Origin of the sequence: Streptomyces sp. NPDC060232, from assembly GCF_042726555.1 — a bacterium.
Lineage (GTDB): Bacteria > Actinomycetota > Actinomycetes > Streptomycetales > Streptomycetaceae > Streptomyces.
On the sequence record NZ_JBHXAG010000016.1, the window covers coordinates 51,690 to 64,908 of the forward strand.

The 13,219-nt window shown below is 70.8% G+C and carries 8 protein-coding genes and 1 pseudogene; 7 read left to right on the forward strand and 2 right to left on the reverse strand.

Annotated elements, in window-relative coordinates; all coding sequences use genetic code 11:
• Positions 1-35: 35 nt before the first annotated feature.
• Positions 36-1,559, reverse strand: coding sequence for a protoporphyrinogen oxidase (gene hemG, locus ACFWFZ_RS22830; protein ID WP_387124638.1), 1,524 nt, complete (start codon positions 1,557-1,559; stop codon positions 36-38).
• Between the two features lie 759 nt (positions 1,560-2,318).
• Between hemG and ACFWFZ_RS22835 the strand changes: the two are divergent.
• A pseudogene (locus tag ACFWFZ_RS22835) lies at positions 2,319-3,269 on the forward strand (Acg family FMN-binding oxidoreductase); the annotation flags it as partial.
• A 286-nt stretch (positions 3,270-3,555) separates the two neighbouring features.
• Here ACFWFZ_RS22835 and ACFWFZ_RS22840 read toward each other — a convergent pair.
• Positions 3,556-3,978, reverse strand: coding sequence for a pyridoxamine 5'-phosphate oxidase family protein (locus ACFWFZ_RS22840; protein WP_387124639.1), 423 nt, complete (start codon positions 3,976-3,978; stop codon positions 3,556-3,558).
• A gap of 291 nt (positions 3,979-4,269) precedes the next feature.
• On the opposite strand from ACFWFZ_RS22840, the gene ACFWFZ_RS22845 reads away from it, so the two are divergent.
• The 6 genes from ACFWFZ_RS22845 (at position 4,270) to narI (ending at position 13,189) form a co-directional block, all read left to right on the forward strand.
• A complete protein-coding gene (locus ACFWFZ_RS22845) occupies positions 4,270-5,553 on the forward strand; it encodes an MFS transporter (protein ID WP_387124640.1) in 1,284 nt (427 codons plus the stop codon).
• A gap of 49 nt (positions 5,554-5,602) precedes the next feature.
• A complete protein-coding gene (locus ACFWFZ_RS22850) occupies positions 5,603-6,076 on the forward strand; it encodes a hemerythrin domain-containing protein (RefSeq protein ID WP_387124641.1) in 474 nt (157 codons plus the stop codon).
• A 291-nt stretch (positions 6,077-6,367) separates the two neighbouring features.
• Positions 6,368-10,051 (forward strand): nitrate reductase subunit alpha, encoded by a 3,684-nt coding sequence (locus ACFWFZ_RS22855; protein WP_387124734.1) that lies wholly within the window; start codon positions 6,368-6,370, stop codon positions 10,049-10,051.
• The gene (gene narH / locus ACFWFZ_RS22860) at positions 10,051-11,754 is read left to right on the forward strand and encodes a nitrate reductase subunit beta (RefSeq protein WP_387124642.1); all 1,704 of its coding nucleotides are present in this window, start codon (positions 10,051-10,053) and stop codon (positions 11,752-11,754) included. The genes ACFWFZ_RS22855 and narH overlap by 1 nt, the downstream gene beginning before the upstream one ends.
• Entirely contained in the window at positions 11,751-12,422 is a 672-nt protein-coding gene (gene narJ / locus ACFWFZ_RS22865; protein ID WP_387124643.1) for a nitrate reductase molybdenum cofactor assembly chaperone, read from the forward strand. The genes narH and narJ overlap by 4 nt, the downstream gene beginning before the upstream one ends.
• On the forward strand, positions 12,419-13,189 hold the full coding sequence (gene narI, locus ACFWFZ_RS22870; protein WP_387124644.1) for a respiratory nitrate reductase subunit gamma: 771 nt from the start codon (positions 12,419-12,421) through the stop codon (positions 13,187-13,189). The genes narJ and narI overlap by 4 nt, the downstream gene beginning before the upstream one ends.
• Positions 13,190-13,219 lie beyond the last annotated feature (30 nt).

The following is a 13,219-nucleotide window of genomic DNA, read 5'->3' on the forward strand; positions in this document are numbered from 1 at the left end:
CAGTGGCAGATGAGGGGGAGCAGGCCGGTGCCGACTCAGATGCTGTGAACGCGGGCTGGGAGCGACGCCGTGATCGCCGCGGCCGCGCGTTGCGCGCCCTCGACGCAGGCGGTGATGCCGACGCCGTCGTAGGCGGCACCGCACACGGCCAGCGTTCCCAGCTTCCGCACCTGCTCGTGGACGTGCTCCATGCGAGTGACATGGCCGACCGCGTACTGCGGCAGTCCCGTCCTCCAACGCGTCACGGCAGTGTCGCACGGCGCGGCAAACAGGCCGGTGGCCTGGGCGAGTTCAGTACGTGAACGGGCCACCAGCTCCTGATCGTCGAGGACCACGGCGGTGTCCTCGCCGTGACGGCCGACCGAGACGCGCACGACGAACTTGTCAGGCGCATACCGGCCGGGCCAGCTCCACTTGTTGCTGGAGAAAGTGACGGCTTTGACAAGGCGGCCGTCCACCGGCGGTACCAGAAGGCCGCTGCCGTGCGGCAGCGCCGCAAGGTCCGACCGTTCGAAGACGAGGGTGATCAGCGCCGTGTCCGCGTACTCCACTGCCCGAAGGACCGCCGCCGCAGAGGGTGCCTGCCTGGCGAGCAGCCTGGCGGCAGCCGGGGCCGGCACGGCGAGCACCACGGCATCGGCGTCCATTCGCTGCGCTCGCCCGGCGTGGTGGACAGTCAGTGCCCATCCGTGAGTGACACGCTCCAGGTCACGCACTTCAACGCCGGTTCGGATGTCGACACCCGCGGACCGGCACGCTCGCGCCAGGGCGAGCGGCAGCCGGCCCATGCCGCCCCGGACCGTACGAAATGGCGGGGGCGCGCCGTGCCCGGGTGGCTTGGGCGCCAACAGATCCGCCTTGCCGGGATCGGGTCGCCGCATCCGGTGGATGCTCTCGACCAGGGAGCGCTCGTCGCGCGCGGCAGCCAGCAGCCCGGGCAGAGTGGCACGCATCGAGATGTGGTCGGCGTGACCCGCGTAGATACCACCGAGAAGAGGCTCGACCATCCGGTCGACCACCTCACGCCCCATCCGGGCGGCGACGTACCTGCCGATGGCGATGTCGTCCCCGACCTGCGTACGAGGCAGCTGCAGGTCCCAGCAGGCCCGGATGAGCCCGTCACGGGAGAGGATCCCACAGGCGGCAAGGGCTCGAAGATCTCCCGGTATGCCCAACAAGTGGCCCATGGGCAGGGGCCGGGACTTGCCGCGAGTGAGGATCGCCGCCTCCATCGTGGAGGGCGGTTCCAGCTCGTGCCCGAGGCCGACCTGCCGGGCAAGTTCGAGGGCGGCGGGTCGGCGTACGAACACGGCCTCGGCGCCGAGGTCCACGGCAAGGCCGCCCACCTCCGCGCGAAGGAGTTTGCCGCCCAGCCGGCCAGCGGACTCCAGTACGGTCACCAGCGCCCCGGATGCGGTGCCATCGGCCACACCGCTGAGATGGGCGGCAGCGCTCAGCCCGGCTATACCGCCGCCCACCACCACGACGTGAGGTCTCCGGTCCTCCGGTCGCGGGCCGGACGGGTAGAGGGACCGGTTCTGGATCGCGGGCGTGTTCATCGGGTGTCGCTGCCTTTCTCAAGAGATCCCTCGCCCGGTGAACGGACCGGAAGCGGAGGGCATCCGGTCGTGGCGCGTCCGTCGAGCAGGGGGTCGTGCTGTGCTCCCGGGGGTCTTGGCGGAGCTCACGCCACCGCTGCCTCGTCGCGCCCGGCCTGCGGCGCCGTCGCCGCCGGGCGGCGTGCCGGGACGTCAACGGCCGCTCGCTTGCAGCCGAGGCGTGGTGGGGAGCTGCCACGCAGGGTGTCCGGCAGTGCTCCCAGAGGGTCAGCGTGGCCGCGCAGGCCGCCAGCGCACAACCTGGTCTATCAGCCGCCAGGGCTCGGTCCCCGCCTTCCAGCCGGCTTCGAGGACGATGGTCCCCGTGATCGGGACGTCCGGCCCTGAGGGCATCGAGCGAGTAGGGGACCAGCGGCCCGTGGCCGAGTGGCAGATGCTCTCACCCGGGACACTTGGCGGCAGGCACCCTTTTGACCGTCACCTTCCACGTGGTGTGGGGACTCCGGTCGGCATTCGTGCGACCGTGCCTGCGCCGATCGCGGCGGAGACGGCGGCCGCTCGCACTCCTGCACGTGCCGGCACCGCCAACATCTCGGGTGCTGCTGTCTCCGGCCTCCGCAGTGGTGGTGCCCTTCCCCGTCGGACCCCTCCCAATGAGGCCAGACGTCCCGCCATATGGGGCCGGTCAACCCTCCTTTCGAGCAGGACATCGGCACAGGCTCGACACAAGCGAAGCCGAGCGTGCCGAAAGGATCCGCGATGCAGACTCGGGAAGTGGACGCCGCAGCCGTCCAGGCCCTGCTGGCCGCGGCGGTAGCGGCCCCGTCGATCCACAACACGCAGCCCTGGCGGTTCGGCCTGGACCCGGACAGCAGGTCGATCCAGGTCCGTCTCGACCGAGGGCGACAGCTACCGATGGCCGATCCCCAACGGCGCGCCCAGCACCTGTCGGTGGGCGCGGCGGTCTTCAACATCCGGGTGGCCGCGGAGCACCTGGGCTGGGAGCCTGTCGTCCGGCTGTGTCCCGGCGTCGACGACGCGGATCTGTTGGCCACGGTGCAGCTGACCGAGCCCGTCACGCAAGGACAGCCATCGTTGCGGGATCTGTACGAGGCAGTCGAACGGCGCCACACGAGCCGGATGCCCTTCACGGGACGCACTGTGCCAGACCCCATTGTGAGCGAGATGATCACTTCGGCCCGAGCCGAGGGGGCGTACCTGGATGTTCCCGACATCGTGGCGAGCCGACCACTGCTGCGTCTGACAGCGGCGGCCGAGGCACGCAATGCCGTCCACGCGGCCCGCGTGGCCGAGACACGCACCTGGATCACCGCCCCGGGAGCGGACGCCGTCTACGGCATACCCGTCACGGCCCTGGGTCCGCGGGATGAGTCCAGGCGGATACCGGTGCGGGACTTCATCGGTGCGCTGCCCGCGCCGCAGCTACCCGCCCTGCGCTTCGAACGTCATGCCCAGGTGGCCATGCTGTGGACGTCCCACGACCGGGCGGAGGACTGGTTGCGCGCGGGACAGGCTCTGGAACGCGCGCTGCTCACAGCGACGGTGCACGGGGTGCGGACCTCGATGCTGCACCAGGCCATGGAGTGGCCGGACCTGCGGGAGGCGATGGCCGGGTCGAGGCGGCGTTGCCGCCCCCAGGTGCTGATCCGCTTCGGGTACGGTCCGGACGGCGGTCGTACGCCCCGCGCAGCGGCGCACTGCGTACGCGGCTCCCTCCCGGGGCTGGAGCCGGGGATTCACCACAGGGGTATCGGGTCGGGGGGGGGGGGCCGCGGCGGGGGCCCCGCCCCCCCCCCCGCCCCCCCCGCCCCCCCCCCCCCCCGGGGGGCGGGGGGGGGGCGGGGGCCGGCGGGGGGGGGGCGGGGGGGGGCCGCCCGGGGGGGGGGGGGGGGGGGGGGGCCGCGGCGGCCCCCCCCCCCCGCGACCCTCCTGCGCCCCCGCGCCACCACCCCCTGCGGTCGCTGCGGGCCGCACGTCATGGGGTGGCGCGCGATCCCATGAGCTCGCGACCGGTGATCATCTCGCACTCGATCCGCACGAACACCCTGTCCCGTGAGGGCATCCAGGAGTGGGGGCTGTACCGCGCCAGCCGCTCGCGCTCGGCCGGATCGGTCACCACGCTGGCGCGTCCGGTGACGACCACGCTCCAGCCGGACCGCGTTGCCGCATCGAATCCGTCCGCCTCGAAGGCGACCACGGCGCCGTCGATGGCGTCGACGAGATCCGAGGTCGGCGAGGTGCACAGCAGGACGGCGGCATCCGCGTCCAGGGAAAAGTTGATGGGCAGGACCGCGGGCAGTGCCTGTCGGGTGTACACGACACGGCCGACCGGCACCTTGGTCATCAGAAGCAGACATTCCTGCCGGTCGAGTGCGCGAAAGCCGTCGTTCTGCAACATCACTCCATCGTCCCCGGGGCCGGTCGGCCCCAACCTTGCGTCATTGGTGCCATGAGCGCCGACCGCGGCCGTTGTCTCGCATGGCCACGCGGTCACGGGGACAAGCGGAGGGACGGACGGGCCCGCAGGTGGGGGCCTTTCCGGCCTCTGACAGGGACTGATGGCCCATGCCGCCGACGACTCCGGCGGCGAACAGTGGTCACCGGACGCCGTCGGACAGGCAAGGGGCCTGCCGCGCCCATGCGATTCCGGTGGCGCCGTACCACCGTGCTGAGGAAAGGGACGGACAACATGGTCCAGCCGTTGCAGTCGAAGGGCGACAGCTCACCGTCAGGTGCTCCGGTATCCGGCCGGGCGTGGCTCATGCTGGCCCTGGCCACGGTCGGGTTCGCCGTGAACTTCTGGGCGTGGGCCTTGCTGAGCCCTCTGGGCCCGCGCTTCAAGGACAGCCTCGACCTGTCGTCGTTCGAGCAGTCGCTTCTGGTGGCCGTACCCGTCGTGGTCGGCTCCCTGGGCCGCATACCGGTGGGCGCGCTGACCGACCGGTTCGGCGGACGGGTGATGTTCCCGATCGTGTCGGCGGCGACCATCGTGCCGGTCCTCTACCTCGGCCTGGCAGGGCACTCGTCCCTCGCGGCGCTGTTGATCGGCGGGTTCTTCCTCGGGATCGGCGGGACCGCGTTCGCGGTAGGGGTGCCTCTGGTCAGCGCGTGGTTCCCGCCCGAGCGGCGCGGCCTTGCCATCGGCGTCTTCGGCGCCGGCATGGGCGGCACCGCGATCAGCGCCTTGACCACGGTGAAGCTGGTCGACGCGAGCAGTATGGCGACCCCCTTCCTGATCACCGCGGGGATGCTCGCCGTGTACGCGGTGACCGCCGCGCTGCTGCTGCGCGACGCGCCCGGACGTACCGTGCCCACCGAGCCGCTGGCCCGCCGTCTGGCTGCCACCGCCCGCCTCGGCATCACCTGGCAGGCGTCCGCGCTGTACGCGGTCACCTTCGGCGGATACGTCGCGTTCTCGGTCTACCTCCCCACCTACCTCAAGACCGGGTATGGCCTCACCCAGGCCGACGCCGCCAACCGCATGGCCGGCTTCGTACTGCTCGCGGTGGCGATGCGCCCGGTCGGCGGCTGGCTGTCCGACCGGCTGGGACCGGTCCGGGTGCTGGCAGCTTCGCTGGCCGTGGTCGTCGCCGGAGCGGTCGTGCAGTCGTTCACCCCGCCCCTGGCCCCACTGGGCACGATCGCCTTCCTGTCGATGGCGGCCGCGCTCGGTGCGGGCAGCGGGGCGACCTTCGCTCTGGTGGCCCTGCTGACTCCCGCGAACAAGGTCGGCTCCGTCACCGGCGTGGTCGGCGCCGCGGGCGGCCTCGGTGGCTTCCTCCCGCCACTGGTGATGGGCTCGCTGTACGGGGAGTACGGAACGTACGCGGCGGGTCTCGCACTGCTCGCCATCGTGGCCGCGGCGGCGCTGGTCTACACCCTCACCGGTATCCGCACCGCCGTCCAGGGCGGCGACCGGGCTCCGCGGACCGGCCGTGGGCGCCGCCACCGCACCGCGCACACCACCGTGTGAGAAACACGCAGCTGAGAACGACGGACCGAGCGATCAAGGAGCAGCACCGGTGTGCGAGTACTGCGGCTGCCAGGCACTGGCGACCATCGACGAACTGACCCGGGAACACGAGGAGGTCGTCGCACTCATCAGCCAGGTGCGTGATGCCCGGCGGGACGGCGCCGTCACCCGGATGGCCGAGCTGGCGCGCGAGATCGCCTCCGTGCTGGGGCCGCACACCCAGGTGGAGGAACGCGGCTTGTTCCCCCTGATGGCCGCGGAGTTTCCCGAGCAGATCGCCGCTCTGGAGGCCGAGCACCGCCGCATCGAGTCGGTCATGGCCGGGGCGGACGGACCCTTCCTGACCGACCCGGGCTGGCCGGACCGGCTGATCGACGCTCTCGACCTGTTGCGCCAGCACATCCTCAAGGAGCAGGACGGCGTCTTCCCAGCCGCACTAGCGAACCTGAGCACTGAGGAGTGGGAAGCGGTCGAGGCGGTGCGCACGGAAGCGGGCGGCGCCCTGTCCCGGCCGTCAGCCTGACCCGGGCCGCGCTCCTCCGGCCTGGGAGGCGCCTGAACCACACCCGCGCCCCCGCTTCCGAGCGGGGGCGCGGGAGCAGTTGTTGGCATGGCCTCGTAAAGCCTGGGTAACAGCCCCTACGCGCAGACGGTCTCTGCCAAGCCGCACGGCCCGCCGTGTGGCTGTCGTCCTTCGGGTGGTCGGCGGTCGTAGAGTCGTGCGTGGCCGGAACCGATCACGATTCGAACGGGCATGCGATGCCCGGGGCGGAGTGGCACGGTGACCACGGAGACCAGCCCTGCACGGGCAGGCATGGACGGCGATCTGGCGGAGGCCCTGGTGCGCTCCCGCCGGTTCTTCACCCGGGCGGAGGTCTCCGAAGACCTGCGCACCCTGCACAAGAAGGGCGGTCGGCAGGCGGACGAGTTCTACCGGGACCGCTGGTCGCACGACAAGGTGGTGCGCTCCACCCACGGCGTGAACTGCACCGGCTCGTGCTCGTGGAAGGTGTACGTCAAGGACGGCATCATCACCTGGGAGGCCCAGCAGACGGACTACCCGTCGGTCGGCCCGGACCGGCCGGAATACGAGCCGCGCGGCTGCCCGCGCGGCGCGGCGTTCTCCTGGTACACGTACTCGCCGACCCGGGTGCGCTACCCGTACGTGCGCGGCGTGCTGCTGCAGATGTACCGGGAGGCGAAGGCCCGCCTCGGTGACCCGGTGGCGGCCTGGGCGGACATCGTCTCCGATCCGGAACGCTCCCGCCGCTACAAGCGGGCGCGCGGTAAGGGCGGCCTGGTGCGGGCGACCTGGGAAGAGGCGACCGAGATCGCCGCCGCAGCCCACGTGCACACCATCAAGGCGTACGGGCCCGACCGGCTGGCCGGGTTCTCGCCGATCCCGGCGATGTCGATGGTCTCGCACGCCGCCGGTGCCCGGTTCTACTCGCTCCTCGGCGGGGTGATGCTCTCCTTCTACGACTGGTACGCCGACCTGCCGGTGGCCTCCCCGCAGGTGTTCGGCGACCAGACCGACGTACCGGAGTCGGGGGACTGGTGGGACGCCGGCTATCTGATCATGTGGGGCTCGAACCTGCCGGTGACCCGTACGCCGGACGCGCACTGGATGGCCGAGGCCCGCTACCGCGGCCAGAAGGTCGTCGCGGTGGCTCCGGACTACGCGGACAACGTCAAGTTCGCCGACGAGTGGCTGCCCGCCCAGCCGGGCACCGACGGCGCCCTGGCGATGGCCATGGGGCATGTCATCCTCAAGGAGTTCTTCGTCGACCGGTCCACCCCCCACTTCACGGGCTACGTCAAGCAGTACACCGATCTGCCGTTCCTGGTCACCCTCGACGAAGCCCAGGGCGAGCCGGGCACCTACGTGCCGGGGAAGTTCCTGACCGCTGCCGATCTCGGCGGCGAGGCCGCTGCGGCCGAGCACGCGGAATTCCGTACCGTGCTGCTGGACGCGGCCACCGGAGGCCCGGTGGTGCCGAACGGCACGCTGGGGGACCGCTACGGGGATGCGGGGGCCGGGAAATGGAACCTCGACCTCGGCGACACCGACCCGCTGCTGTCCGCCGAGGGCGGCGGCGAGACTCCGGTCGCCGTCGACCTGCCCCGCTTCGACGCCCCCGACGGCAGCGCGGGCCGGCTGCGGCGAGGGGTGCCGGTGCGGCGGGTGGCCGGGCGTCTGGTGACCACGGTGTACGACCTGCTGCTGGCCCAGTACGGGGTGGGCCGCGAGGGTCTGCCCGGCCGGTGGCCGTCTTCCTACGAGGACGCGGAGGAGCCCTACACCCCCGCCTGGCAGGCCGCCATCACCGGGGTGGACGCGGGGAAGGCGGCACGGATCGCCCGGGAGTTCGCCGCCAACGCCGAGGAGTCCGGCGGCCGCTCGATGATCATCATGGGGGCGGGCACCAATCACTGGTTCCACTCCGACACCATCTACCGGGCGTTCTTGACCCTGACCACGCTGACCGGCTGCCAGGGTGTCAACGGCGGCGGCTGGGCCCACTACGTCGGACAGGAGAAGGTCCGCCCGATCACCGGATACTCGGCGATCGCGACCGCCGCCGACTGGAACCGCCCGGCCCGGCAGATGATCCAGACCGCGTACTGGTACCTGCACGGCGACCAGTTCCGCTACGACCCGTTCTCCGCCGAGACCCTCGCCGCGGCCGGCGCCGGCGGCCCGTTCGCCGGGAAGAGCACGGCCGACGTGATCGCGCAGTCGGCGCGCATGGGCTGGATGCCGTCGTATCCGACCTTCGACCGCAACCCGCTGGACCTCGCCGACGAGGCAGCAGCCACGGGCCGTCCGCTCGCCGAACACATCGTCGACGAGCTGAAGGCCGGGCGGCTCCGGTTCGCGGGCGAGGACCCGGACGCGCCTGAGAACTTCCCCCGTGTGCTGACCGTGTGGCGGGCCAACCTGCTGGGCTCCTCGGCCAAGGGCAACGAGTACTTCCTCAAGCACCTGCTCGGCACCGACGCGTCCGTCCGCGCCGCCGAAGCCCCGCCGGAGGCCCGGCCTCGGGATGTGGTGTGGCGGGAGGAGGCACCCGAGGGCAAGCTCGACCTGCTGCTGACCCTGGACTTCCGCATGACCAGCACCACGGTCTTCTCCGACGTGGTCCTGCCGGCGGCCACCTGGTACGAGAAGCACGACCTGTCATCCACGGACATGCACCCGTTCGTGCACGCCTTCAACCCGGCGATCGCCCCGCCGTGGCAGACCCGCACCGACTTCGACGCCTTCCACACCCTGGCCAAGGAGTTCAGCCGCCAGGCCGCCGGACATCTCGGCGTACGCAAGGACGTGGTCGCCGCCCCCCTGCTGCACGACACCCCGGACGAACTGGCCAACCCGCGCGGCATCGTGCGCGACTGGAAGGCCGGGGAGTGCGAGCCCGTGCCCGGCCGCACCATGCCCAAGCTGATCACGGTGGAGCGTGACTACGGCGCGGTGGCCGAGAAGATGGGAGCCCTCGGTCCGCTGCTCGACACGCTCGGCGCCACCACCAAGGGCGTCACCTTCAGGCTTGAGCGCGAGCTGGAGTACCTGCGGCACAAGAACGGAACCGTACGCGGCGGAGCGGCCGACGGACGGCCCTCCATCGCCCGCGACGTACACGCCTGCGAGGCGATCCTGGCCCTGTCCGGCACCACCAACGGCCACCTGGCCACGCAGGGCTTCCATGCCGTGGAGGCGCGCACCGGAACCCGGCTGGCCGATCTGGCCGCCGAGCACGAGGGCAAGCAGATCACCTTCGCCGATACCCAGGCAGCCCCGGTCCCGGTCATCACCTCACCGGAGTGGTCCGGATCGGAGACCGGCGGGCGCCGCTACTCCCCGTTCACCGTCAACGTCGAGCGTCTCAAACCGTGGCACACCCTCACCGGCCGGCAGCACTTCTACCTCGACCACGACTGGATGACCGCACTGGGTGAACACCTACCCGTCTACCGGCCCCCGCTGAACATGAACGCCCTGTTCGGCGAGCCCCGCATCGGCGACACCGGCGAACTCGGCGTCACCGTGCGCTACCTCACCCCGCACAACAAGTGGTCCATCCACTCCGAGTACCAGGACAACCTGTTCATGCTCTCCCTCTCCCGGGGCGGCCCCACGATCTGGATGAGCACCGAGGACGCGGCCAAGATCGGCGTGCACGACAACGACTGGATCGAGGCGGTCAACCGCAACGGCGTGGTCGCCGCCCGCGCGGTCGTCTCGCACCGCATGCCGGAAGGCACCGTCTACATGCACCACGCCCAGGACCGGCTCATCGACGTGCCCCGCACCGAGACAACCGGCCGGCGCGGCGGCATCCACAACTCCCTGACCCGACTGCTGATCAAGCCGAGCCATCTCATCGGCGGCTACGCCCAGCTCTCCTACGCCTTCAACTACCTCGGCCCGACCGGCAACCAGCGCGACGAGGTCACCGTCATCCGCCGCCGCAGCAACCAGGAGGTGACCTACTGATGCGCGTGATGGCCCAGATGGCGATGGTGATGAACCTCGACAAGTGCATCGGCTGCCACACCTGCTCGGTCACCTGCAAACAGGCGTGGACCAACCGCACCGGCGTCGAGTACGTGTGGTTCAACAACGTCGAAACCCGCCCCGGCCAGGGCTATCCGCGCCGCTACGAGGACCAGGAGACCTGGCAGGGCGGCTGGGAGCTGAACAAGCGGGGCAACCTCACGCTGAAAGCCGGCGGCCGGTTCAAGAAGCTGATCCAGATCTTCTCCAACCCCAAACTCCCGGCCCTCGACGACTACTACGAACCCTGGACCTACGACTACGAGACCCTGACCAACGCCCCGCAGCAGGAGCACACCCCGGTCGCCCGCCCCAAGTCCCTGATCACCGGCAAGGACATGAAGATCGCCTGGTCGGCGAACTGGGACGACGACCTCGGCGGATCGGCCGATCACGGCGACAAGGACGTGTTGCTGAACCAGGTCTCCGAGAAGATCAAGTTCGAGTTCGAGCAGACCTTCATGTTCTACCTGCCGCGGATCTGCGAGCACTGTCTCAACCCGTCGTGCGCGGCCTCCTGCCCGTCCGGGGCGATCTACAAGCGGGAGGAGGACGGCATCGTCCTGGTCGATCAGGACCGCTGCCGCGGCTGGCGCATGTGCGTGACCGGATGCCCGTACAAGAAGGTGTACTTCAACCACCGCACCGGCAAGGCAGAGAAATGCACCTTCTGCTTCCCTCGCATCGAGGTCGGCCTGCCCACCGTCTGCTCCGAGACATGTGTGGGCCGACTGCGCTACATCGGCCTCGTCCTCTACGACGCCGACCGCGTCCTGGAAGCGGCCTCCACCCCCGACGACACCGCTCTGTACGACGCCCAGCGTCAGGTCTTCCTCGACCCGAACGATCCGCAGGTGGTCGCCGAGGCGGAGAAGGCGGGCATTCCCCGCGACTGGGTCGAGGCCGCCCAGCGGTCCCCGATCCACGCCCTGATCAACACCTTCAAGGTGGCCCTGCCCCTGCACCCGGAGTACCGCACCCTCCCCATGGTCTGGTACATCCCCCCTTTGTCCCCCGTGGTCGATGCAGTACGCGACACCGGCCACGACGCCGAGGACCACTCCCACCTGTTCGCCGCCGTCGACGCCCTGCGCATCCCAGTCGACTACCTCGCCCAGCTGTTCACCGCGGGTGACCCGGCCCCGGTGGACGCGGTCCTGCGCCGCCTGGCGGCCATGCGCTCCTACATGCGCGACATCAACCTCGGCCGCGAACCGGACGCCTCCATCCCCGAGGCCGTCGGGATGGGCGAAGAGCAGATGTACGACATGTACCGGCTGCTCGCGCTGGCCAAGTACGACGAGCGGTACGTCATCCCTCCGGCCCACGCCGAGCAGGCCCACAAGCTGGAGGAGCTGGCCACCGAGTGCAGCCTGGACTACGAGGGCGGCCCTGGCATGGGTGGCTCCGGACCCTTCGGCGAGGCCTCTGGAGGCGCCGCCCCGATCGCCGTGGAGACCTACCGGGCCCTGCGCGACCGGCAGACCTCCGACACCCCGGCCACCCCCACCGACAAGGCCACCCGCGTCAACCTCCTCAACTGGGACGGCAAGGGCTCCCCGCCCGGCCTGTTCCCCGACCAACCCTCCGGCGGCAACGATGCCGACGGGTACAGCGGCGGGGAGTTCGAGCCGAAGCCATGAAAGCCCCGAAGAGGAAGAAGCCGCGCACCGCCGGCGCGCAGCCGTGGCACCCCGCCGCCTGGCAGGCCCAGTCCCTGCTGCTCTCCTACCCCGACGAACAGTTCGACCAGCGCCTGGCCCTGGCCGGCCGGGTCGCCGCCACCCTGCCCGAACCGGTCGCCCGCCCCCTGCTCCGCTTCACCGCACACGCCGAGCAGACCACCCCCGCCGACCTGGCCACCGCCTACGTCGCCACCTTCGACCACCGCAAACGCTGCTGCCTCTACCTGACCTACTACGCGCACGGCGACACCAGGAAACGCGGCGTCGCCCTGCTGCGGCTGAAACAGACCTACGCCGGCGCAGGCTGGCGCCTGGGTGACGACGAACTGCCCGACCACCTCGCCGTCGTACTGGAGTTCGCCGCCACCGACCCGGCCACCGGCCACGGCCTGCTCACCGAACACCGCGCCGGCCTGGAGCTGCTGCGCCTGGCCCTGAACGACGACGGCTCGCCCTGGGCGCACGTCCTGGACTCCGTATCCGCTACGCTGCCCGCCCTCGCCGGCGACGCCCGCGAAGCCGTCCTGCGCCTGGCCGCCCAGGGCCCGCCCGAGGAACAGGTCGGTCTCGACCCGTACGCATCCCCTGTGTTCCTGCCGGATCCCGTCGTAGGAGGACCGCGATGACCACGCCCGCGCAGCCCCTGACCCTGGCGGCCCAGGCAGGCACCGGCGGCATCCTGCTGTGGATCGTCCTGCCCTACCTCTCGCTCGCCGTGTTCGTCCTCGGCCACATCTGGCGCTACCGCTACGACAAGTTCGGCTGGACCACCCGCTCCTCCCAGCTGTACGAAAGCCGGCTGCTGCGCATCGGCAGCCCCCTGTTCCACTTCGGCATCCTCGTCGTCCTCATCGGACACATCGGGGGTCTGGTCATCCCCAAGAGCTGGACCGAAGCGGCGAGGATCAGCGAGCACACGTACCACATCAGCGCTGTCGTCCTCGGCACGATCGCGGGCGTCGCCACGCTCGGCGGGCTGGCCATCCTGATCTACCGGCGCCGCACCGTGGGCCCGGTCTTCTCCGCCACCACCCGCAACGACAAGGCCATGTACCTCTCCCTGACGGTGACCATCGTGCTCGGCCTGGCCGCCACGGTCGCGGCGAACGTCGTCGGCGGGGGATACGACTACCGCGAGACCATCTCCCCGTGGTTCCGTTCCGTCTTCTACTTCCAACCCGATCCGGCCCTGATGACCGGAGCACCGCTGCTGTTCCGACTGCACGCGATCAGTGCCCTGCTGCTGTTCGCCGCCTGGCCGTTCACGCGACTGGTGCACATGCTGACCGCACCGGTGGGCTACCTGACCCGCCCCTACATCGTCTACCGCAGCCGTGACGTCCGCCTCGGCGCCCGCGCCCCGCGGCGAGGCTGGGAGCGCACCGGGTCATAGACGGCCCGCCGTTACGGGAACCCTGCTGTG

What these genes read in the sequence shown, in the direction of transcription:
- narI (WP_387124644.1), top strand. Translation starts at nt 12,419, where the DNA reads ATGACCACGCCCGCGCAGCCCCTGACCCTGGCGGCCCAGGCAGGCACC.
- ACFWFZ_RS22840 (WP_387124639.1), bottom strand. Translation starts at nt 3,978, where the DNA reads ATGTTGCAGAACGACGGCTTTCGCGCACTCGACCGGCAGGAATGTCTG.
- narH (WP_387124642.1), top strand. Translation starts at nt 10,051, where the DNA reads ATGCGCGTGATGGCCCAGATGGCGATGGTGATGAACCTCGACAAGTGC.
- hemG (WP_387124638.1), bottom strand. Translation starts at nt 1,559, where the DNA reads ATGAACACGCCCGCGATCCAGAACCGGTCCCTCTACCCGTCCGGCCCG.
- ACFWFZ_RS22855 (WP_387124734.1), top strand. Translation starts at nt 6,368, where the DNA reads ATGGACGGCGATCTGGCGGAGGCCCTGGTGCGCTCCCGCCGGTTCTTC.
- ACFWFZ_RS22845 (WP_387124640.1), top strand. Translation starts at nt 4,270, where the DNA reads ATGGTCCAGCCGTTGCAGTCGAAGGGCGACAGCTCACCGTCAGGTGCT.
- narJ (WP_387124643.1), top strand. Translation starts at nt 11,751, where the DNA reads ATGAAAGCCCCGAAGAGGAAGAAGCCGCGCACCGCCGGCGCGCAGCCG.